General features: G+C 68.2%; 16 protein-coding genes. 9 read left to right on the forward strand and 7 right to left on the reverse strand.

The genetic code is table 11. The features are described from left to right. Positions 1 to 33 precede the first annotated feature (33 nt). Positions 34 to 2481 (forward strand): DUF3772 domain-containing protein, encoded by a 2448-nt coding sequence (locus HWX36_RS22535; protein ID WP_175954867.1) that lies wholly within the window; start codon positions 34 to 36, stop codon positions 2479 to 2481. Between the two features lie 105 nt (positions 2482 to 2586). Here the strand turns inward: HWX36_RS22535 and HWX36_RS22540 are convergent, their stop codons facing one another. Beyond that, positions 2587 to 4098, reverse strand: coding sequence for an aldehyde dehydrogenase family protein (locus HWX36_RS22540; protein WP_175954869.1), 1512 nt, complete (start codon positions 4096 to 4098; stop codon positions 2587 to 2589). A 731-nt stretch (positions 4099 to 4829) separates the two neighbouring features. Here HWX36_RS22540 and HWX36_RS22545 point away from each other — a divergent pair. The 3 genes from HWX36_RS22545 (at position 4830) to HWX36_RS22555 (ending at position 8516) form a co-directional block, all read left to right on the forward strand. After that, positions 4830 to 6314: an amino acid permease gene (locus HWX36_RS22545; protein ID WP_244136494.1), complete on the forward strand. Its 1485-nt coding sequence runs from the start codon at positions 4830 to 4832 to the stop codon at positions 6312 to 6314. A 142-nt stretch (positions 6315 to 6456) separates the two neighbouring features. Next, a complete protein-coding gene (locus HWX36_RS22550) occupies positions 6457 to 7725 on the forward strand; it encodes an FAD-binding oxidoreductase (protein WP_175954873.1) in 1269 nt (422 codons plus the stop codon). Between the two features lie 116 nt (positions 7726 to 7841). After that, positions 7842 to 8516, forward strand: coding sequence for a TetR family transcriptional regulator (locus HWX36_RS22555; RefSeq protein WP_175954875.1), 675 nt, complete (start codon positions 7842 to 7844; stop codon positions 8514 to 8516). Positions 8517 to 8591: 75 nt separating this feature from the next. Here HWX36_RS22555 and HWX36_RS22560 read toward each other — a convergent pair whose 3' ends face one another. Both HWX36_RS22560 and HWX36_RS22565 read right to left on the reverse strand, forming a co-directional pair. Next, positions 8592 to 10379, reverse strand: a complete 1788-nt coding sequence (locus HWX36_RS22560; protein WP_175954877.1) for a phospholipase D-like domain-containing protein — start codon at positions 10377 to 10379, stop codon at positions 8592 to 8594. 105 nt (positions 10380 to 10484) lie between these two features. Beyond that, positions 10485 to 11243 carry a DeoR/GlpR family DNA-binding transcription regulator gene (locus HWX36_RS22565; protein ID WP_175954879.1) on the reverse strand — a complete coding sequence of 253 codons (759 nt, stop codon included), beginning with the start codon at positions 11241 to 11243 and terminating at the stop codon, positions 10485 to 10487. A gap of 208 nt (positions 11244 to 11451) precedes the next feature. Between HWX36_RS22565 and HWX36_RS22570 the strand changes: the two genes are divergently transcribed. From HWX36_RS22570 to nadE, 3 genes are all read left to right on the forward strand, one after another. Beyond that, the gene (locus tag HWX36_RS22570) at positions 11452 to 11637 is read left to right on the forward strand and encodes a hypothetical protein (RefSeq protein ID WP_060083291.1); all 186 of its coding nucleotides are present in this window, start codon (positions 11452 to 11454) and stop codon (positions 11635 to 11637) included. Between the two features lie 235 nt (positions 11638 to 11872). Further along, a complete protein-coding gene (locus HWX36_RS22575; protein WP_175954881.1) occupies positions 11873 to 12742 on the forward strand; it encodes a DMT family transporter in 870 nt (289 codons plus the stop codon). Positions 12743 to 12980: 238 nt separating this feature from the next. Next, positions 12981 to 13829, forward strand: a complete 849-nt coding sequence (gene nadE, locus HWX36_RS22580; protein ID WP_175954883.1) for an ammonia-dependent NAD(+) synthetase — start codon at positions 12981 to 12983, stop codon at positions 13827 to 13829. Positions 13830 to 13903: 74 nt separating this feature from the next. Here nadE and HWX36_RS22585 read toward each other — a convergent pair whose 3' ends face one another. The 3 genes from HWX36_RS22585 to HWX36_RS22595 form a co-directional block, all read right to left on the reverse strand. Continuing rightward, positions 13904 to 15580, reverse strand: coding sequence for a peptidase S1 (locus HWX36_RS22585; RefSeq protein ID WP_175954885.1), 1677 nt, complete (start codon positions 15578 to 15580; stop codon positions 13904 to 13906). A 75-nt stretch (positions 15581 to 15655) separates the two neighbouring features. Further along, the gene (locus HWX36_RS22590) at positions 15656 to 17251 is read right to left on the reverse strand and encodes a S53 family peptidase (protein WP_175954887.1); all 1596 of its coding nucleotides are present in this window, start codon (positions 17249 to 17251) and stop codon (positions 15656 to 15658) included. 248 nt (positions 17252 to 17499) lie between these two features. Then, positions 17500 to 18126 (reverse strand): LysE family translocator, encoded by a 627-nt coding sequence (locus tag HWX36_RS22595; protein WP_027790530.1) that lies wholly within the window; start codon positions 18124 to 18126, stop codon positions 17500 to 17502. 134 nt (positions 18127 to 18260) lie between these two features. Here HWX36_RS22595 and HWX36_RS22600 point away from each other — a divergent pair, with 134 nt between their 5' ends. Then, on the forward strand, positions 18261 to 18725 hold the full coding sequence (locus HWX36_RS22600; protein ID WP_175954889.1) for an Lrp/AsnC family transcriptional regulator: 465 nt from the start codon (positions 18261 to 18263) through the stop codon (positions 18723 to 18725). Positions 18726 to 18851: 126 nt separating this feature from the next. On the opposite strand, the gene HWX36_RS22605 is transcribed toward HWX36_RS22600, so the two are convergent. Then, positions 18852 to 19763: a LysR family transcriptional regulator gene (locus tag HWX36_RS22605; RefSeq protein ID WP_175954932.1), complete on the reverse strand. Its 912-nt coding sequence runs from the start codon at positions 19761 to 19763 to the stop codon at positions 18852 to 18854. Positions 19764 to 19902: 139 nt separating this feature from the next. Here HWX36_RS22605 and speB point away from each other — a divergent pair, with 139 nt between their 5' ends. Beyond that, positions 19903 to 20859, forward strand: coding sequence for an agmatinase (gene speB, locus HWX36_RS22610; protein WP_175954891.1), 957 nt, complete (start codon positions 19903 to 19905; stop codon positions 20857 to 20859). The last annotated feature ends 3 nt before the right edge of the window (positions 20860 to 20862 follow it).

Genomic DNA, 20862 nt, shown 5'->3' on the forward strand with positions numbered 1-20862 from the left:
CGACCGGCATCGTCGGCAAATCGTAAGCATTCCATGTTCATACAACGACTATCCAACTACGCTCGCCGGATCGCACTGATCGCGCTGCTGCAGTTCGCCGCGATCGCGACCGCGTCGGCGTTTCCGGCGGCCGCGTCGGCCCCGAGCGCGAGCGGCGTCGGCGCGCCCGTCCCGGCCATCTCGCTGAACGACGCCGTCGCGCAGCTCAAGCAGATGCAGGCGGAACTGGACCGCATCAAGCAGCAGACCTCGACCGCGTCCAACAGCAAGGAACTGGACGCGCTCAGCGACTCGACGCAGGAACTGAGCACCGACGTCGACAAGCTGCAGAGCGATCTCGTCCCGCAGCGCGCGCAAATCCAGGCGCAACTCGACGTCCTGGGCCCGGCGCCTGCCGAGGGCGCCGCGCCGGAAGCGCCGGCCGTCGCGAAGCAGCGGGCCACGCTGAATACGCGCAAGACCCAGATCGATGCGGCGCTGAAACAGGTTGCCGACCAGAAGACCAGCGTCACGAACCTGAACGAGCAGTTCGCGAAGCTGCATCGCGGCCTGCTGAAGAACCAGCTCGCGTTCCGTTCGGGCGGCATTTTCAGCGCGCAGTTCTGGCTGCCGCTGTTCCATCTTTCGCCGGACGACGCCCAGCGGCTCGGGGATTTCGACGAAGAAATGCTCGACATGCTGCGCTCGTCGTGGGTGCCGGGACAAAAGGCGATCACCGTGCTGCTGCTGGTTGCCGCGTTCGCGGCATGGATGGGCGGCCGCCGGCTCATCGAGCGCGGCCTCGCGTGGTTTTGCGTGAACCGCCTGCCGGCCACCCGTTTGCGCCGCAGCGCGCTGGCGTTGTCGACCGCGCTGTCGACGCTGCTGGCAACTGCCATCGCCGTCCAGATCTTTTACCTCGCCGTCGCACGCCATTACGACCTCACGCCAGCGCTGAGCGATCTGTGGGATCAGTTCGCGAAGCTCGCCGCAACCTGCGCACTGATCGCCGGGCTCGGCCGTGCGCTGCTCTGCACGAAACATCCGTCGTGGCGCCTGCCCGCGCTCGCCGATCCCGTCGCGCGCGCGATGAAGCCGTTCCCCGGCATCCTGGCCGCGTTGCTGCTGATGTCCGGCACGCTCGAATCGATCAACCGGATCGTCGACACCAGCCTGTCGGTCACGCTGTTCGGCCGCGGGATCGTGTCGCTGGTCGTCGCGGTCACGGTCGGCGCGTCGCTGCTGCGCTCGAACCGCGCGCGTAGCCGGCTCGCGGCGGCCGGCGAGGCGCCCGAGCAGCGCTCGACGCTCGCCGGGCTGATCCACGCCGGCGTCACGCTGGCGATCGTCGCGACGCTGATCGCACTCCTGATCGGCTACATCACGGTGGCGCGCTTCATCACGTACGAGCTCGTGTGGTTCGAGATCGTGCTGTGCGCCACCTACATCCTGATCCAGTTGACGCGCGACGCGAGCGAAAGCCTGTTCTCGCCGGGCCTGTCGACGGGCCGGCAGATCAAGCACCTGTTCGCGCTCGAAGACCGGCACCTCGACCAGGCCCGCACGGTCCTGTCCGGTTTCGGCACGAGCCTGCTGATGCTGATCGCGGCCATCGCGCTGATGACGGGCGGCTTCGGCACGACGCCGGGCGATCTGCTCGACAGTGCAGTCGCGATGATCGGCAGCCAGCGGCTGCAGAGCCTGAACATCATGCCCGACCGGATCATGAACGCGGGAATCGGGTTCGCGATCGGCTTCTACCTGCTGCGCTCGCTGCGCCGCTGGCTCGACAGCGAGTTCATGCCCGCGCTCGGCATGGATACCGGGATGCGCGTGTCGCTGATCACGCTGTTCACCAACGTCGGCTATGTGCTGCTCGTGCTGATGACGCTCGGGCTGCTCGGCGTCCGGTGGAACAACCTCGCGTGGATCGTCAGTGCGTTGTCGGTGGGTATCGGTTTCGGCCTGCAGGAGATCGTGAAGAATTTCGTGTCGGGGTTGATCCTGCTGACCGAACGCCCGGTGAAGGTCGGCGACATGATCAGCATCGCGGGCGTCGAGGGCGACATTCGCCGCATCAACGTGCGTGCGACCGAGATCCAGCTCAGCGACCGCTCGACCGTGATCGTGCCGAACTCGCAACTGATCTCGCAGAACCTGCGCAACGTGACGATGGGCAACAGCACGCAGGGCGTCGCGACGCTGGTGCTGACGTTCCCGCTGAACACCGATCCCGAGCAGGTGCGCGACCTGCTGCTCGACGCGTATCGCTCGCACGAGGCGATTCTCGAGAAGCCGGCGCCGTCGGTCACGTTCAGCCAGCTCACGCCGGATGGCATCACGCTGAGCGTGACGGGTTACGTGTCGAGCCCGCGGATCGCCGGTTCGACGAAGAGCGATCTGCTGTTCGAGATCCTGAAGCAGTTGCGCGCGGCGGGGATCACGCTGTCGAGCCCGCAGATGCTGGTGGTGCAGAACATGCCGGCTGCGGGAGACGCATGACGCGGCTCGTACGCCCGCCGTCGCGCGGATGAACGAAGGGCCGGCACCGCAACGCGGCAGCCGGCCCTTTCTACTCACACGCAGCGCCCTCCCGGGCGCTCCGCATCAAACATCGAACTTCACCCCCTGCGCCAGCGGCAACTGCCGGCTGTAGTTGATCGTGTTCGTCGCGCGGCGCATATACGCCTTCCACGCATCCGAACCCGACTCGCGGCCGCCGCCCGTTTCCTTCTCGCCGCCGAACGCGCCGCCGATCTCCGCGCCGCTCGTGCCGATGTTCACGTTGACGATCCCGCAATCGCTGCCCGCTGCCGACATGAACTGCTCGGCCTCGCGCATGTCGTTCGTGAAGATCGCCGACGACAGGCCTTGCGGCACCGCGTTGTGCAGTTCGATCGCGTCGTCGAAGTTGTCGTAGACCATCACGTACAGGATCGGTGCGAACGTCTCGCGCTCGACCACCGCCGATTGCTTCGGCATCCGCACGATGGCCGGACGCACGTAGTACGCATCCGCGTGACCGACGTCGACGCGCTCGCCGCCCTTCACTTCGCCGCCCTGCTCGCGTGCATCGGCCAGCGCCTTCTGCATCGCGTCGAACGACGCGCGATCGACCAGCGGGCCGACCAGCGTGCCTTCTTCAAGCGGGTTGCCGACCTTCACCGACGCATAGGCCTTCTCGATACGCGGCAGCAGCTGTTCGACCAGGCTGCGATGCACGAACAGGCGGCGCAGCGTCGTGCAGCGCTGGCCAGCCGTGCCGACCGCCGCGAACGTGACCGCGCGCACGACGAGATCGAGATCGGCGCTCGGCGCGACGATCATCCCGTTGTTGCCGCCGAGTTCGAGGATGCCGCGCGCGAGACGCTGGCTCAGCACCTTCGCGACTTCCTGGCCCATCCGCACGCTGCCCGTCGCGCTGACCACCGGCACCTTCTTCGACGCCGTCAGCACCTCGCCGACATCGCGCATGCCGAGCACCAGCTGGCTCAGCTCCGCCGGCGCGACGCCCGGGTGGGTCTTCTCGAATTCGCGGATCGCCTTCTGGAGCAGCACGTGGCACGCGATCGCGGTGAGCGGCGTCTTCTCGGACGGCTTCCACACGACCGAATCGCCGCACACGAATGCGAGCGCCGCGTTCCATGCCCACACGGCGACCGGGAAGTTGAACGCCGAGATCACGCCGCACACGCCGATCGGGTGCCACGTTTCCATCATCCGGTGGCCGGGGCGCTCGGAGGCGATCGTGAGGCCGTAAAGCTGGCGCGACAGGCCGACCGCGAAATCGCAGATGTCGATCATTTCCTGCACTTCGCCGAGGCCTTCCGACGTGATCTTGCCGGCCTCGAGCGTGACGAGGCGGCCGAGCTCGGCCTTGTGCTCACGCAGCACGTTGCCGAACACGCGCACGAGTTCGCCGCGCACCGGCGCCGGCACCGTGCGCCACTTGAGGAATGCGTCGTGCGCGGCGTCGATCTTGCGCTCGGCGTCGGCGGGCGTGTCGACGGCCAGCGTCGCGAGCGTCGCGCCGTCGAGCGGCGAACGCGCGGTCAACGCGTTGCCTTTCCACTGGGCGAGATCGATATCGAGCGCGGCAAGAATGTCGTTGAATTGCATCACTTCCTCTTCAGGGACAGATTGATCGGTGCGGCGGCAGCGCCGCCCGCGTGATTCGATTGGAGCGCGTTCGCGCGCCCTGTGCAAGCGGATGCGCCGCGCGGCAGACCCGGTGCGCCGCACGGCGCATCGCGCTGCGCCCCCGCCGGAAGCCCGCCGGACGGCGCGCTCCCGCCTCGCGGCGGCACGATCCATGAAACACATTGTCGGCGGCCACAAGTCGGGCCGCTATTGATATTAACTCACGACTTCATTCCGAAAACGCAACACCTCGGCGAGCCGGACCGATCCATTCTCGTGCCGATATGGGACGTTTCCAACGCCCGCAGCCAGGCCATCGGACGCATCCCGACGCGATGCAAGTTGATGATAAAGCTGCATCACCCTGTTCGGAAATATCGTTTGCCGGCCCATGCACCGGGCACACACAATCGTTGCGACGTCGAGGTGCAATGCACCCGGCGCGCCGCCGGCCGCCGTGACGGCTGCCGGACGACAGACGAAGGCGACACGCATCGCGGCCCGGTTCATCCGGCCCGTTTCAGCACCGCATTACCGCTGCCCGGCCGGCAGCCGGCAACGCGTCGCGCTTCGTCACCGAAAAACAATCCCGGAGACAGCGCCCAGCGCCCGCCATGCATTCCGATACCCGCCCCGATTCGCCCCGTCCGTCCGGCTCGCCGCCCGCGAAGCCGTCCCTCCACCGCGCGCTGCAGGCCCGCCATCTGCGGATGATCGCCATCGGCGGCTCGATCGGCACGGGCCTGTTCGTCGCGTCCGGCGCGTCGATCTCGCAGGCCGGCCCCGGCGGCGCGATGCTCGCGTACATGGTGATCGGCCTGATGGTCTATTTCCTGATGACGAGCCTCGGCGAAATGGCCGCGTTCATGCCCGTGTCGGGCTCGTTCGCGACCTACGGCGCGAAGTTCGTCGACGAAGGCTTCGGCTTCGCGCTCGGCTGGAACTACTGGTACAGCTGGGCCGTGACGCTGGCGGTGGAACTGGTCGCCGCGCAACTCGTGATGCACTACTGGTTCCCGCACGTGCCGGGCGTCTGGTGGAGCGCGCTGTTCCTCACGTTGATCTTCGCGCTCAACGCGCTGTCGGTGCGCGGCTTCGGCGAAGCCGAATACTGGTTCGCGCTGATCAAGGTGCTGACGGTGCTCGCGTTCGTCGGCGTCGGCCTGCTGATGATCTTCGGGATCATGCAGGGCGGCCCGAGCGCGGGCTGGGGCAACTTCACGATCGGCGACGCGCCGTTCGCCGGCGGCTGGGCGACGATGCTCGGCGTCGCGATGATCGCGGGCTTCTCGTTCCAGGGCACCGAAATGATCGGCGTCGCGGCCGGCGAATCGGAAAACCCGCGCACGACGATCCCGCGCGCGGTGAAGCAGATTTTCTGGCGCATCCTGCTGTTCTACGTGCTGGCGATCTTCGTGATCGGCGTGCTGATTCCCTATACCGACCCGAGCCTGCTGAAGAGCGACGTGACCGACATCGGCGTGAGCCCGTTCACGCTGGTGTTCCGCCACGCGGGCCTCGCATTCGCGGCCGGCGTGATGAACGCGGTGATCCTGACGGCCGTGCTGTCGGCCGGCAACTCGGGCATGTATGCGTCGACGCGGATGCTCTACAACCTCGCGGTCGAAGGCCGCGCGCCGAAGATCTTCGCGAAGCTGTCGCGCGGGGGCGTGCCGCGCAACGCGCTGTATGCGACGACGGCCGTCGGCGCGCTGTGTTTCCTCACGTCGCTCTACGGCGACAAGACCGTGTACCTGTGGCTGCTGAACACGTCGGGCATGGCCGGCTTCATCACGTGGCTCGGCATCGCGGTCAGCCACTACCGGTTCCGCAAGGGCTTCCTGAAACAGGGCTACCGGCTCGACCAACTGCCGTACCGGTCGAAGTGGTTCCCGTTCGGCCCGCTGTTCGCATTCGCGCTGTGCGCGGTCGTCGCGCTCGGCCAGGATTACCAGGCGTTCCTCTCCGACAAGATCGACTGGGTCGGCGTCGCCGCGACCTACATCGGCCTGCCGTTCTTCCTCGCGATCTGGCTCGGCTACGCGCTCGTGCGCAAATGCCGCCTCGTGCGCTACGAAGACATGGAGATCGCGCCGTGGATCGAACGCAACGCGACGCCCGCACCCGCGCCGCAGGCCGACACCGGCTACGCGGGCTATGTCGCCCGGCCGGCCAACCCGACGCCGGGCGCCTGACCGCGCGGATCGGCCCGGATCGCACCGGCCGCCCCCGAACGCGGCGGCCGACGCCCAGCCCCCCATTCGACGCGGCGCGCACGTTCAGGCAAGATCGACGCGCGCCGCCTGTTTTTCCGCCGTTACGAGTCAACGAAATCGCATGCAGAACTTCTACGAAGCCACCGTTACCCGCCAGCCCTACCCGCAACTGACCGGCACGATCGACACGCAGGTCTGCATCGTCGGCGGCGGCCTCGCCGGCCTGTGCACGGCGCTCGGCCTCGTCGAGCGCGGCGTGCATGACGTCGTCGTGCTCGACAGCGAACGGGTCGGCTTCGGCGCGTCGGGCCGCAACGGCGGTTTCGTGTTCGGCGGCTACAGCCTCGACAACGCCGACCTGCTGCGCACGCTCGGCCGCGACGAAGGGCGCCGGTTGTACCGGCTCACCGTCGATGCGGTCGACCTGATCCGCGCGCGGATCGCGCGCTACGGCATCGACTGCGACATCGTCGACCAGGGCGTGATGCTCGCGAACTGGTTCGACGATCCGTCCCGGCTCGACAGCGTGCGCACGCTGATGAAGGATGAACTCGGCGTCGACTGGGAACCCGTTTCGACGGACGCGCTGCGCAAGCGGCTGAAGACGCGGCGCTATTACGGCGGCCTGTTCGAGCCGAACGCCTTCCACTTCCATCCGCTCAAGTACGTGCTCGGCGTCGCGGCGGCCGCATCGCGCGGCGGCGCGCGCGTGTACGAACGCTCGGCCGCGCTCGGCATCGCGCGCGAAGGCGCCGGGTACATCGTGCGCACGGCGCAGGGCACGGTGCGCGCCAAGGACGTCGTGTTCGCCGGCGGCGGCTACGCGCGCGGCGTGTCGCCGCGCATCGAGCGCGCGGTGCTGCCGATCGCGACCTACGTGATCGCGACCGAACCGCTCGGCGCGCGCCTGCCCGACGCGATCGACGCGCCGTACGCGATCTACGACACGCGTTTCGCGTTCGACTATTACCGTCCGCTGAAGGACACGCGCATCCTGTGGGGCGGCCGGATCTCCGTGCTCGACCGCGGCCCCGACGCAATCGCGCGCCTGCTGCGGCGCGACCTGCTGCGCGTGTATCCGCAACTGGAAGGCGTGAAGGTCGACTACGCGTGGGGCGGGCTGATGAGCTACGCGCGGCACAAGATGCCGCAGATCGGCCGCGACGCGGACGGCGTGTGGCACGCGATCGCGTTCGGCGGCCACGGGATGGCGCCGACCACGGTGGCCGGCGAAGCGCTCGCGGCCGCGCTGGCCGAAGGCCGGCCGGTGCCGGAAGGCTTCAATGCGTTCGGGCTCACGCGCACGTTCGGGCTGGCGGGCCTCGCCGCCGCGCAGCTCACGTACACGGCGTATCAGGCCCGCGACGCGCTCGCCTCCTGCCGCCGCTGAGCGGCGGCCACGGTGGCCGAAACCGCCCTGCCGATTAGAGCGTCAGGTCGGCCGGGCGGGGATTTCCCGCATGCTAGAATGGCTTTTCCAAGCCGCCGAAGCCACAATAAAGTCACATGAAAGCAGGAAGCAAGGCCGCCACGTCCGACACCCGCGCGCTTCCGTCCGATGCGCGGCGCAAATACGATCCCGAGCAAACCAAGCGCAATATCCTCGACGTCGCCACGCAGGAATTCTCCGCGATGGGCCTCGCGGGCGCGCGCGTCGATGCCATCGCCGAGCGGACCAACACGACGAAGCGGATGCTCTACTACTACTTCGAAAGCAAGGAAGGCTTGTACGAGGCCGTGCTGGAGAAGGTGTACGGCGATATCCGCGCACTCGAGCAGGAACTGCACGTCGGTGACATGGAGCCGCGCGAGGGCATGCGCCGCCTCGTCGAATTCACGTTCGACTATCACGACAAGCATCGCGACTTCGTCCGCCTCGTGTCGATCGAGAACATCCACGGCGCGAAGTATCTCGAACAGCTCAAGTCGTTCAAGAACCGCAACGTCAGCATCATCAAGACGCTCGAGGAACTGGTCGAACGCGGCGCGGCGAGCGGCGCGTTCCGCCAGGACATCGACGCGTTCGACCTGCACCTGCTGATCAGCTCGTTCTGCTTCCACCGCGTGGCGAACCGCTACACGTTCGGCGCCGCGTTCGGCCGCGACCCGTCGGCACCGCGCCTGCGCGCGCGGCATCGCGACACGATCGCCGACGCCGTGCTGCGCTACGTCGCCGCATAAGCGGCGGCGTCGGCCGGTTTCGCGGCCAGTCTCACGCCGGGCGCGCCTCGACCGCGCCCGTCGTTCTCTCGTGCGTCAGTCCGCCGGCGTGGTCGACGCCAGCGCGATCCGCGCCTTCTCTTCCGGGCTTCCCGCCACGTAATACTTCTTCGCCCAGCTCGAATCGGGCGCGAGCGCGAGCCGCGCATGCGTGCCCGTGCCGGCGCCGTGCTGCTTTGCGCCGATCGCCAGCGCCCGCGCGCGATAGTGCTCGTACAGCCGCAGGAATTCCGCAAGATAGATCGCCGCGATCCGCTGATCGCGGATCTCGAGCAGGTTCTCGTCGTTGTACTGCTCGGAATTGCGGCTCATGTTCGCCGAGCCCGTATAGACGACCGGATTCGCGCCCTCCGCATCGATCACGATGAACTTGTGATGGATCACGACGGGCGGAAAGGCCGGCGCCGGTTCTCCCGGAAACAGCCGCAATTCCGGCTCGAAGCCCTGCGGCACGGTGGCCGGCGAGAAATACGCGGCATCGATCACGTCGTGGTTGTCACGGCTGCGGTGATACAGCTCGAGGTTCGCGAGCGTCGCGGCATCGAGCGTCTGACCGGCATGCTGCGCCGCATCGGCCTTCGTCGCGTTGCCGACGTTGATCCTGTTCACCAGCCCGAACATCATCAGGCCGCGGTCGCCGGCGGCGAAACACGCATCGCGCAACGCCGCGTCGGTCGGCATGAACAGGCAGAACGACACCGAATGCTTCGCGGCCGCGATCGCGGCGACGATCGTGTCGATCTCGGTGCGCTGCCCCGCCGGCTCCGGCGAAAACGCGAGCCGCACCTGCGCACTGCCGATCGTCATCGGTTCCGACCAGCCCGGCGACAGCCGCGCCGTCTCCGCGATCGACGGATTCCCGGCCAGCGCATGCGCGCGATCGTTGTACAGCGCGGCAAGCGCGGGCGAATCGAACGCGTGCAGCACGTTCGCCTGCTCCGTGAGCCCCTCGGTCGTGAAGTTCGCGGAACCGGTCAGCACGCGTGAGGGCACCGCATTCGACGACGCATCGGTCACGATGAACTTGTCGTGCATGATGTGCGTCTTGTCGCGCGGCGCGAGCGTCGCGAGACCCTGCAGCGCGTCGACGGCCGGCTGGTTCGGCGACGGCAGCGGCGGCTTGCCCTTGCGCGCCGTCGTGTGCGCGTCGTAGACGATCGCGAGCGACGCTTCGCCGTGCCGGCGTCCGAACGCTTCGAACGCCGGCCGCGCCCACAGCGTGTCGGTCAGGTGATAGACGGCCGACGCCGCGCGCGACGCGGGGTCGAGCATCTCCGCGAACACCTGCTCCATGTCGTTCGCGAGCCACGTGCGCAGCTTCAGCGCCTGCGCGTCGCTCGGCGCCGCGTTCGGCGCGAGGCCCAGCGCCGCCACCTGCTTCGCGAAGGCCTGCGAGCTGACCACCGCACGGTTGAACCACGTGCCGATGCCGTCCTCGATGTGCGCGGGCAACACGACGTCGCACACGCCGGCTTGCGCGTCGAGCACCTGCAGGTTCGCCGGCGTACCGACGACCGGATACACGTCATAGCGGAACGCCGCGCCGCGATCCTGCGGATCGATGCGCGCGTCCCACCACATGAATTTCTGGATCGGCGCCTGGTCGGTCGGCGCGTCGCCCTGCGTGTGCGCGGCCGGGCCGTCGAACGTCAGGCGGTTCGGCAGCCAGCTGTCCGGCGCGCGCGTCTTGCCGTCGGCCGACCAGAAGCCCGGCGTGCGCCGGATCGCGAAGCCGAGGAAATCGGCACGCGACGCCGCATCGGGCCAGTCGAAAGCCAGCAGGACCAGGGTGGGGGAAAGATAGCTGCGCACGCTGACGGTCATTCGTTGCTCCCTGGCCTTGCGGCCGGTCGAGGTGAATGAGTCAGTCTTGACGCCGGTTCTTCCCTGCGGATGACGGTTCGATGAACCTTGTATGTCGGACGCGCGTCAGTCGCACACGAGCAGTTCGATCCCGCGCGCGGTCAACGCGCGGCGCACGGCCTTGTCGGGTGCGCGCTCGGTCACCAGATAGCGGGCGGCAGCCGTGCCGTTGATGCGCACCGGCGTCACGCGGCCGAATTTCGAATGATCGGCGACGATGATCGCCATGCCCGCCGCCGCGATCATCCGGCTGCGCACTTCGGCCGCGAGTCGCGAGTAGTCGGTGCACTCGCCGTCGGGCGTGATCCCGCCGGCGCCCACGAACGCGAAATCGACGTGGTACTGCGCGAGCTGCTGGATCGTGTCGAGCCCGAACGTGGCGTCCTCGTCGTCGGACAGCTCGCCGCCGAGCAGCGTCACGCGGTTGCCGTTGCGCCGCGCGAGCACGAACGCGGTGCGCCAGTCGTTCGTGTAGACCGACAGCCGGTGCCGGTCGGCGAGCGCCAGCGCAACCGCATGCGGCGTGCTGCCCGAATCGATCAGCACCGATGCATCGTCGGGCACGAACTCGGCCGCGCGCCGCCCGATCGTGCGCTTCGCTTCGGCGTTCGCGGCTTCGCGCTCGGACAGGCTCGGCTCGCGGCGATCCGCGGCCAGCGCGCCGCCATGCGTCATCACGAGCAGGCCGCGTGCGGCCAGTGCGTTCAGGTCGCGCCGCACGGTTTCGCGCGACACGTCGAGCGAGCGGACGAGTTCCGCGACCGACAATGCGCCCGACCGCCCGAGTTCCGACAGAATGAATTGATGACGTTGTTCCGCCAGCATCGCGTGTGCGCCCGAGGCGACTGGTAATGGGTAAGCGGCCCATTGTATTACGGCCGTTTGACCGGCATTTGACTGCGTCGGGAAACCCGCCGGGCCGGGTTTCCCGAAAGCGAAATTCTGTATTGCCTGACGCGCGCGAATCGGCGCGGCGCCGGTTGCTACACTCTGCGCTTCGCCGAACGACAGACCAAGCAAAGGGGCTCGCGCCATGTATCGCAAAGGCAGTGTGATCGAAATCCAGTTTCCGCCCGAACGTCTCAACGACGCGGCCGGCGATCCGTACTGGATCGACCTGACGCTCGACGAGGCCCGCCGGCTCTACGAACAGCTCGCCGCGCGCTTCGCGAACGACGCGCGCGCCAACCAGCCGCTCGACACGTTCTCGATCGACTGATCCCCGCGGCTTCACGCTCGCCCGCTCCGCACGCGGCGCGTGCCCTTCCCGTCCGAGCGCCTGCCCCGATCGATCACCGGCCCGCGCCGGAAGCCGGTTGCACGGCACGCAACGAGCGCCGGCGCATTCACACGATGCGCGGCATGAGTGCAGGATTCGACAAGACGCCCGCATCGCTTCCCCCGATACTGGCCGACTTCACGATTCCGTCCGGCCGCGTCGCGGCCCGCCACGCATGCTTACCTCGATCGTCGCCGCCGCTTTCGTCGCCCTCTGGTCCACCGGCTTCATCGTTGCGCGGGCAATCAAGCCCTACGCCGATCCCAACCTGTTCCTGCTCGCGCGTTTCGCGGGCACGGCCGCGCTGTTCGGCGCGGTGGCGCTCGTCGCGCGCGCACCGTGGCCGGCCCGCCGCGAATGGCCGCGCCACCTGATCGCGGGCGCGCTGCTGCAGGGCATCTATCTCGGCGCAAGCTACTGGGCCGTCGCGCAAGGGCTGAACGCGGGCGTCATGGCGCTGCTCGGCGCGCTGCAGCCGCTCGCCACCGCCGTGCTCGCCGTCCCGCTGTTCAACGAGCGCCTGCCTGCCCCCGGCTGGTTCGGGATGGCGCTCGGGCTCGCCGGCGTCGCGCTCGTGCTGGCGCCGAAGGTCACAGGCGGTGTCGCGCCACCGCCGGGCGCCGCGCCGGCGTGGCTCGTCGTGGCCGTCTCGGTGCTCGCGGTCGGGTCGATCACCGCCGGCTCGCTGTACCAGAAAGGCAAGCTCGCGCAGAGCGACCTGCGCACGGCGGTCGCCATCCAGAACTTCGGTGCGGCGATCGTCGCGGCCATCTCCGTCGCCCTGCTGCACGAGACGCGCTGGATCGGCGCGCCGGCGCTGTGGGTGTCGCTCGTATGGGGCATCGTGTTCCTGTCCGGCGGCGCGGTCACGATGCTGATGTGGATGCTGCGGCGCGGCAACGCCGCGCGCGCGACATCGCTGCTGTTCCTCGCGCCGCCGCTGGCCGCGCTGCAGGGCTACTGGCTGTTCGGCGAAACGCTCGCGGCGATCCAGCTCGCCGGCTTCGCGCTCGCGCTGGTGGGCGTCGTGCTCGCGCGACGCTGACGCACCTGCCCGTGTGCGTAGTCGTGCGGCTGCCTGCACGCCCGCCACGCGCATCGACTACCGGCCATGCGAATGCCCGTTGCGCGGCATCCTGCACCCGCCCGGCGCACCGTGCACCACGGCGATGCAGCCCGTCTCGCCGAAGCAACGCGACATCGCCGGATCGCACGCCCGGCGCGGCGCCGCGGCGCGATTGCGCTTATGATGGGCGCCTTGATTTTGTTCCGGAACTTCCTTCATGACATCCGCCGATTTCGCCAGCCGCCAACGCGCGATCATTGCCGAACTGAACGTCGCCCCGCAATTCGACGCCGAGGCCGAGATTGCCCGCCGCGTCGAGTTCCTCGCGCAATACCTTCGTTCGACCGGCCTGCGGACCTACGTGCTCGGCATCAGCGGCGGCGTCGATTCGTCGACGGCCGGCCGGCTCGCGCAACTGGCGGTCGAACGCCTGCGCGCCGACGACTACGACGCACGTTTCATCGCGATGCGCTTGCCGAACGGCGTGCAGAACGACGAAGACGATGCGCAGCGCGCACTCGCGTTCGTCCGCGCGGACGAGGAGCTGACCGTCAACGTGAAGCCGGCCGCCGACGCGATGCTCGCCGCGCTGGCCGTGTCCGGCCATGCGTTCGAGACGCCGGCGCAGCAGGATTTCGTGCACGGCAACATCAAGGCGCGCGAGCGCATGATCGCGCAGTACGCGGTGGCCGGTGCACGGCGCGGCATCGTGATCGGCACCGATCACGCGGCCGAATCGTTGATGGGGTTCTTCACGAAATTCGGTGACGGCGGCGCGGACATCCTGCCGCTCGCGGGGCTCAACAAGCGTCGCGTGCGCGCGGTGGCCCGTGCGCTTGACGGCGACGAACTGATCGTGATGAAGGTGCCGACTGCCGATCTCGAGGAACTGCGCCCGCTGCGCCCCGACGAACACGCGTACGGCGTGAGCTACGACGAGATCGACGATTTCCTCGAAGGCAAGCCGGTAAGCGACCACGTGTACGAGACGGTGCTGCGCTTCTACGACGCTTCGCGCCACAAGCGCGCGCTGCCGTACACGATGTTCGACTGGCCGGCTGCATAAGCGGCCGCCCAGACTGGACAATACCGCCGCGCGCACCGTAACGGCTGCGCGCGGCGTCGTACCGGCGGGCAACGCTACGCGTGCCCGCCCGTCTTCTTCGCCTGCAGTGCGCGAATCCGCATCCGCGCGCCCGTATCGCTGACCGTCGCGTCGTACATCGCCGCGAGATCGCGCTTGAGCGCGGTACGCGAGCCGCCGTCGAGATACACCATGTGCCCCGACGGGTAGAAACGCGCGGACAGGTTCTGCCGCACCTTCGGATCCTCGAGCGGCATCTGCTGCAGGTCGATCACGGTCTGGTAGAACGGCGTGACGAAATCGTAGAAGCCGTTCGCCGACAGCACCTTCAGGTCGACGTTCAGCGCCATCACCGCCGCGAGATCGCCGGCCGTATAGAGGATCACGTTCCCCTGCGCATCGATGCCCTGCTGCGCGCCGGTCGGGTCGATGTGACTGAAATCCCAGTTCTGGAACGCCTGGTCGTTCAGGTCGGTGAACGCGGAATTCGACGTGAACTTCAGCTGCTCGTTCAGGTAGCTGTTCCACATCGCCGTATAGACGCCCGTCACGGCCGTCATCGTCGGATCGTTGCCGCCCGAGTTCGGGTCGATCTTGCCGGCGATACCCGACGAGATCCCGGTCACGCGGCCGTCGTACGATCCGAGCGCGAGCCCCTGCGCATGCAGCAGCGTCGTCAGGAACAGCGAATTGCCGCGCGCGTCGTAGCCGGCGATGTTCAGACTCCACGATTGCAGCGTCGCCGTATCGATGCCCGTGTATTGCGACAGCTTCTGCACGGCCGCCGGGTCCGCATGCGGGACCGTGCGCAACGCGTTCAGGTAGTCGGTGCGCGCGAACTGCGCGACTTCCTCGACGAACGCGCCGAGATCCGTCGGCGCCGGCGTAACGCCGAGCTTCTTGTGATACCACGCATCGGCCGCCGCGGTCGGCAGCGCACCGACCGGGTTGCCGGCCTGCCGGTAGTCCAGGATCGACGACTGCAGCGTGACGCCGTTCAGGTCGACGCCGTCTTCGTGCAGCTTGTACGCGAGCACGCAGCTGCGCGCGGTGCCGTACGATTCGCCGAACAGGTACTTCGGCGAATTCCAGCGGTTGTTCTTCGTCAAGTAGCGCTTGATGAACTGCTTCAGCGAATCCGCGTCCTGGTCGACGCCCCAGAAATTGCGATTCTTGTTCGGCGCGACGGCCGCCGAATAGCCGGTGCCGACCGGGTTGATGAACACCAGGTCGCTGTGGTCGATCATGCTGTCCGGGTTGTCCTCCATCTGGTACGGCGCAGGCGGCGTGAAGCCCGGCATCGACGTCTTGATGCGCTTCGGCGCGAACGAACCCAGCAGCACGAACACCGACGACGAGCCCGGCCCGCCGTTATAGAAGAATGTCACGGGCCGCGTTTCCTCCTTCGCGCCGTCGGCCGTGAACGCGACGTAGAAGATCTTCGCGGCCGGCTGCGAACTGCTCGGGTCGACCGTCACGAGGTGGCCGGCCGTCGCCGTGTAGGCGATGCGCTTCCCGTCGATCAGGATCGTGTGATGCGTGATCGCGGCCGCCTCGGTCGTGTCGGTCACCGAATCGTCGGGGCCGTTGCCGTACGCGACCGGATCGAAGAACGGCTGGTCGCGCCCGTGGCTGAGCGCGACCGGATTGACGGTCGGCGGCACGCCATGCGAATTGTGGTCGCCGTGATGCAGCGGATACACGCCGCCGGAGGATGCGGAATCGATGCCCATCGTGCTGCTCCTGGAGGTGAGAAAAAGGCGCGGACAGGAAGCCCGCGCCATACGGAAAGACGTGAACCGCTGCCGTCAGCTCGACGGCTTGCGCGTCAGGATCGCCGCGAGCCGCGCGCCGTTCGGGCTGCCGAGGCCCGTGCACGCATCCCAGCCCGGCGCGGCCGCATACGTGCCGTTCGAGCCCTGCGTGATGTCGCGCAGCGCGCCCGGATTCTTGTAGAGCACCGGGTTGACCCAGCCGGCGGTCGCACCGCTCGCCGCCGCATTGATCCGCGCGATCAGCGCGGCCCACAGCGGCGCGACCGCGCTCGTGCCGCCCATCACCGTGGCCGTGCCCGCGATCGACACTTCGTAGCCCGTCTGCGGCGACGCGTCGCCGGCAACGTCCGGCACGCCGCGCTTTGCGAGCGGTGCGCTGCGGCCGTCGGCGCGCGTGACGGTGAGCCCCTGCTGCCACGCCGGCAGGTCGAACAGCGTGCTGACGCCGCCCCCGCCCGCGCCGCCGCCGGCGGCCTCGTCGTTCCACGCGACCTCGCTACGGATGCCCTGCCCGGGCAGCGCGTCGAGCTGCGTGCCGCCGCAGCCGAGCACGTACGGGCTCGATGCCGGGAAGTCGACATGATCCGCGCCGTCCTGCAGACCGTCGCCCGAGCCGCTGTCGCCGGACGCCGCGCACACCGTGATGCCCTGCGCGGCCGCCGCCTGCAACACGCGGTCGAACGCCTGAGCGGACTGCGCCTGCCAGATCGCCTCCGGGCCGCCCCAGCTGATCGAGATCACCGACGGCTTGTTGGTCGTATCGTTGACGGCCGCGTTGACGGCCTGGATGAAGCCCGCGTCGCTGTTCGGCGCGAAGTACACGGCGATCTTCGCGGCCGGCGCGATCGCGCCGGCAATCTCGATGTCGAGCGCGACTTCGCCGTCCGGGCCGCTCGGGTCGCCGGTCGGCGTGTTGCGGCCGGTGCCGACGTTCACGTCGACGAGCGTCGGCGGCGTCGTGATGCCGAGCCCGCGGAAATACTGCTGGATGTCGGCCGCGCGGTAGCCGCCGCCGAGCTCGATGATCGCGATGCACTGCCCGGCGCCGTCGCCGGCCGGGAAGCCGTACAGCGATGCCAGTTGGATCGGGGTGAACGTGACGCCCGCCGCGCCGCCGCGCGCGGGCTTGAACGGCGGTCGCAGCCGGAAGTGCGGCCGCGCCTGCGGGCGGCTGTCGAGGCCGAGCACGGCCGTGACGGCATCGCCGAGATCGTCGGGCAGCGCGATCGGGCCCGAGCGGCCGCGATACTGGCCGATCGATTGATGCTCGAAGCGCTCGAGCTTGACGCCGAACACGGCTTCGAACTGCTGGATCGTGCCGGACAGCACGACGACGCTTTCGACGGGATCGACGCGGTCGACCGTCAACTGGTGGCGACGTGCGAAGTCCTCGGCCTTGCGAATGTCGTCGGGATTGGCGGAAAAGCGTTGCGCGAAGGTTTCGCGCGACACCGGTTTCGCTTGCGCGTCGCCGGTGGCGAGCTGGTGAAGCAGCGTATCGAGTTGCCCTTCTTCCTGCCGCCGCAACATGATCGTGACGTGGATGCGTTCTGCCGGATCGCACGGGCCGAGGCACTTGGACTCGGGGACGATTCGGGGTTCACGGTCGGCGTGAAGATGCCTTGCCATGTTCAGACCCTCCTTGGTACCGCGTTGCACGGAACAGCCAGGAAATCGGACAGGGCCGGCGGGAGACGGTTCCGTTCGTTCGGTCGGGTTCGCTCAGCGCGAAGTAACAGGGAGTTTAGAACAGTCGGACGATTTGCGCGCACGCCCTTCTGCGACGGGGCGCAAGCCAGGGCCGGCGGTGCGCGCGGCTTCCATCGGGTGCGACGACGCGCCGCGCGACCCGCGCAGGCGCGACGCCGCATCGGCGCTCAGTCCATCGACAGCCGCAGCGCAAAGCCGATCAGCGCCGCGGAAAACGTCCAGCGCTGCACCGTCTGCGCGAGCGGATGCGCGCGCATCCACGCGGCGATCCGCGATGCGCCAAACACGCACGCGAGGTCGAAGCACACGCCGGCCGCCACCAGCAACGCGCCCAGCTCGAACATCTGCAACACGACCGGGCCGGCCTCGGGGCGCACGAACTGCGGCAGCAGCACCGAGCAGAACAGCAGCGCCTTCGGGTTCAGCAGGTTGGTGAGCAAGCCCTTCACGAACGACTGGCGCAGCTCGCCCGCCGTCGCTGCCGCGTCGCCATCGCCGAGCGCGAACACGGGGGAACGGAACACCTGGATCGCGACATACGCGAGATAGAGCGCGCCGCCGTAGCGGATCACTTCGTACAGCCACGGCGCGCTGCGGATCAGCGCCGCGACGCCGCAGGCGGACAGCGTCACGTGCGCGGTCCGCGCGAGCGACAGGCCTGCCGCCGCCGCCATCCCCGGCCGCACGCCGCGGCCGATGCTGGTCTGCAGCACCAGCGCCATGTCCGGCCCCGGCACCGCGTAGATGGCCGCCAGCGCGGCGAGATAAATCAACAGCAAATGCGTGGAAATCATGGTCTGCCCCTGTCCTCTTACGGCGATATGTTGCCGCCAGCGGGCGAGAGATTATTGGCCATCTTTGGTCCAGAATTGGCGATCTATAGGGGAATCCGCCACAATCATCGAATCTGCAACAGGAATCCGCCAACATGACCGAACTCGACAAAACCGACCGCGCCATCCTTGCCACGGTGCAGCGCGACGGCCGCCTGCCGATCGCCCGCCTCGCCGACACCGTGGGCCTCTCCGAGACCCCTTGCGCGCGGCGCCTGAAACGTCTCGAAAACGACGGCTACATCGAGCGCTACCGCGCGCAGCTGTCGCGCCAGGCGCTCGGTTTCGGCGTCGTTGCGTTCGTGCTCGTGCGGTTCGCGACGCACGACCGCAAGACCGCCGACCGCTTCGAGCGGGAGGTGCTCGGCATCGAGCGGATCCTGGCGTGCCACAACGTGGCGGGCACCGCCGACTATCTGTTGCAGGTCGTGGCGCGCGACCTCGACGACTACGGCACGTTCCTGCGCGAATCGCTGCGGATGCTGCCGGGCGTGACGTCGATCGAATCGGCGCTGTCGCTGCGCGAGGTCAAGCATGACGCGGGGTTGCCGGTGCCGTGATGCCGGCGGGTGGGCGGTGCGCGCAAGCCGCACCCGACGCCCGATCCATCACTTCGACGCCGATCGATGTGGGCCGCGTCGGGCCACGCCGCTGCAACACTCGTTCACAGTGTTGAGGCCGGCGGCCTATGCGATGTCGGGCGGCTGGTGCGCGCGTTCGAGATCCTCGAGAAACGCATCCACGAGCGGATTGCCGCGCCCGTTGCGCGCGACGACCATGTGGAACGTCACGTCGTAGCGCAGTTGCTCCGGATTGAGCGGCGCGAGCAGCCCCTGCGCGACGTACGGCGCGGCAAAGTGCTGCGGCAGGTAGCCGAGGTGGTGGCCGGACAGGATCAGCAGCGCGACGGCCTCCATGTTGTCGGCCGTCGCGGTCACGCGATCGGGCGTCGTCGACATCTGCGCCTCGGGCAGCGGATACGAGCGCCACGCCCATTCGAAGCCCGCGACGTCGGCCGGCGTCAGCGCGCCGGCGCCGTCGAACAGCGGATGGCCGCGGCCGCAGTACGCAACCTGGCGCTCGATGAACAGCGGCGTGTAGTGCAGCGACGGCACCCGGTGCCAGAAATAGCCGACCGCGATCTGGATCTCGTCGCTCAGCAGCTTCTCCTCGAGATCGCCCGGCGCGCGCACGGAGATCGAGAAACGCACGGCCTCGTCGCGGGTGCGAAACGCGGCGATCGCCTCGGCGATCCGCGCGTTCTGGCTCACCGGCGTATGGCCGATCAGGCCGATATTCAGCGTGCCGACCAGCTGACGATCCATGTGCCGCGCGGCCATCCCGAATTCATCGAGCGCCGCGAGCAGCTTGCGGCTCATCGCGTGGAAGCGCTCACCCTTCGGCGTGAGCCGGAAACCGCTGCGGCCGCGCTCGCAGAGCCGGTAGCCGAGGCGCGTCTCGAGCGACGAAAGCTGTGCGCTGATCGTCGACTGCCCGACGTTCAGCACGGCCTGCGCGGCCGATACGCCGCCTGCGTCCGTGACCGCGAGAAACACGCGGATCAACCGCAGATCGAGGGTCGACAGATTCCCCAGCACACTCATCCCCTTCCATACATCGATGAGAATCGATGTTTACGTCGATATCTTCGCATTCTTCTTTGCAGGCGGAGCGCGTAAAACTGTGCGCCAAGCCGCGTCGCATGATACGGCAACCCCACATCGGAAGAGACAGCCCATGAACGACCACCCCCATTTCCAGCCGCTCGGCGGCAATGAAATGCCGCGCTGCGGCGGCATCGCGACGATGATGCGCCTGCCGCACGTGGCGAGCGCCGAAGGCCTCGACGCCTGTTTCGTCGGCGTGCCGTTCGATCTCGGCACCTCCAACCGCACCGGCGCACGCTTCGGCCCGCGCCAGATCCGCACCGAATCCGTGCTGCTGCGCCCGTACAACATGGCCACGCGCGCAGCCCCATTCGATTCGCTGCAGATCGCCGACATCGGCGACGTCGCGATCAATCCGTACAACCTGCACGATTCCATCGCACGCATCGAAGCCGCGTACGACGCGATCCTCGAGCACGACTGCAAGCCGATCACGCTCGGCGGCGACCATACGATCGCGCTGCCGATCCTGCGCGCGATCCATCGCAAGCACGGCAAGGTTGCATTGATCCACGTCGATGCACACGCCGACGTGAACGACACGATGATGGGCGAAAAGATCGCGCACGGCACGCCGTTCCGCCGCGCGGTCGAGGAAGGCCTGCTGCACGGCGACAAGGTCACGCAGATCGGCCTGCGCGGCACCGGCTACGCGGCCGAGGATTTCGACTGGTGCCGCGAGCAGGGCTTCCGCGTCGTCCAGGCGGAGGAATGCTGGAACAAGTCGCTCGCGCCGCTGATGGAAGAAGTGCGCGAGCGCGTCGGCGATACGCCCGTCTACATCAGCTTCGACATCGACGGCATCGATCCAGCCTACGCGCCGGGCACCGGCACGCCGGAAATCGCGGGCCTCACGGTGCCGCAGGCGCTCGAGATCATCCGCGGCGCGAAGGGGCTGAACATCGTCGGCTGCGATCTCGTCGAAGTCGCGCCGCCGTACGACCCGTTCGGCACCACGGCGCTGCTCGGCGCGAACCTCGCGTACGAGCTGCTGTGCGTGCTGCCGGGCGTCGCGTACCGCGACTGATCC

It is taken from the genome of Burkholderia sp. BCC0405 (assembly GCF_902833075.1).
In the GTDB taxonomy this organism is placed as follows: domain Bacteria; phylum Pseudomonadota; class Gammaproteobacteria; order Burkholderiales; family Burkholderiaceae; genus Burkholderia.

Bases quoted from the DNA above. Each gene is read 5' to 3' on its own strand.
- HWX36_RS22590 (WP_175954887.1), bottom strand. From the start codon at position 17,251: ATGGCAAGGCATCTTCACGCCGACCGTGAACCCCGAATCGTCCCCGAG.
- HWX36_RS22560 (WP_175954877.1), bottom strand. From the start codon at position 10,379: ATGACCGTCAGCGTGCGCAGCTATCTTTCCCCCACCCTGGTCCTGCTG.
- HWX36_RS22545 (WP_244136494.1), top strand. From the start codon at position 4,830: ATGATCGCCATCGGCGGCTCGATCGGCACGGGCCTGTTCGTCGCGTCC.
- HWX36_RS22555 (WP_175954875.1), top strand. From the start codon at position 7,842: ATGAAAGCAGGAAGCAAGGCCGCCACGTCCGACACCCGCGCGCTTCCG.
- HWX36_RS22565 (WP_175954879.1), bottom strand. From the start codon at position 11,243: ATGCTGGCGGAACAACGTCATCAATTCATTCTGTCGGAACTCGGGCGG.
- HWX36_RS22575 (WP_175954881.1), top strand. From the start codon at position 11,873: ATGCTTACCTCGATCGTCGCCGCCGCTTTCGTCGCCCTCTGGTCCACC.
- HWX36_RS22585 (WP_175954885.1), bottom strand. From the start codon at position 15,580: ATGGGCATCGATTCCGCATCCTCCGGCGGCGTGTATCCGCTGCATCAC.
- HWX36_RS22570 (WP_060083291.1), top strand. From the start codon at position 11,452: ATGTATCGCAAAGGCAGTGTGATCGAAATCCAGTTTCCGCCCGAACGT.
- HWX36_RS22535 (WP_175954867.1), top strand. From the start codon at position 34: ATGTTCATACAACGACTATCCAACTACGCTCGCCGGATCGCACTGATC.
- nadE (WP_175954883.1), top strand. From the start codon at position 12,981: ATGACATCCGCCGATTTCGCCAGCCGCCAACGCGCGATCATTGCCGAA.
- HWX36_RS22600 (WP_175954889.1), top strand. From the start codon at position 18,261: ATGACCGAACTCGACAAAACCGACCGCGCCATCCTTGCCACGGTGCAG.
- HWX36_RS22550 (WP_175954873.1), top strand. From the start codon at position 6,457: ATGCAGAACTTCTACGAAGCCACCGTTACCCGCCAGCCCTACCCGCAA.
- HWX36_RS22540 (WP_175954869.1), bottom strand. From the start codon at position 4,098: ATGCAATTCAACGACATTCTTGCCGCGCTCGATATCGATCTCGCCCAG.
- speB (WP_175954891.1), top strand. From the start codon at position 19,903: ATGAACGACCACCCCCATTTCCAGCCGCTCGGCGGCAATGAAATGCCG.
- HWX36_RS22595 (WP_027790530.1), bottom strand. From the start codon at position 18,126: ATGATTTCCACGCATTTGCTGTTGATTTATCTCGCCGCGCTGGCGGCC.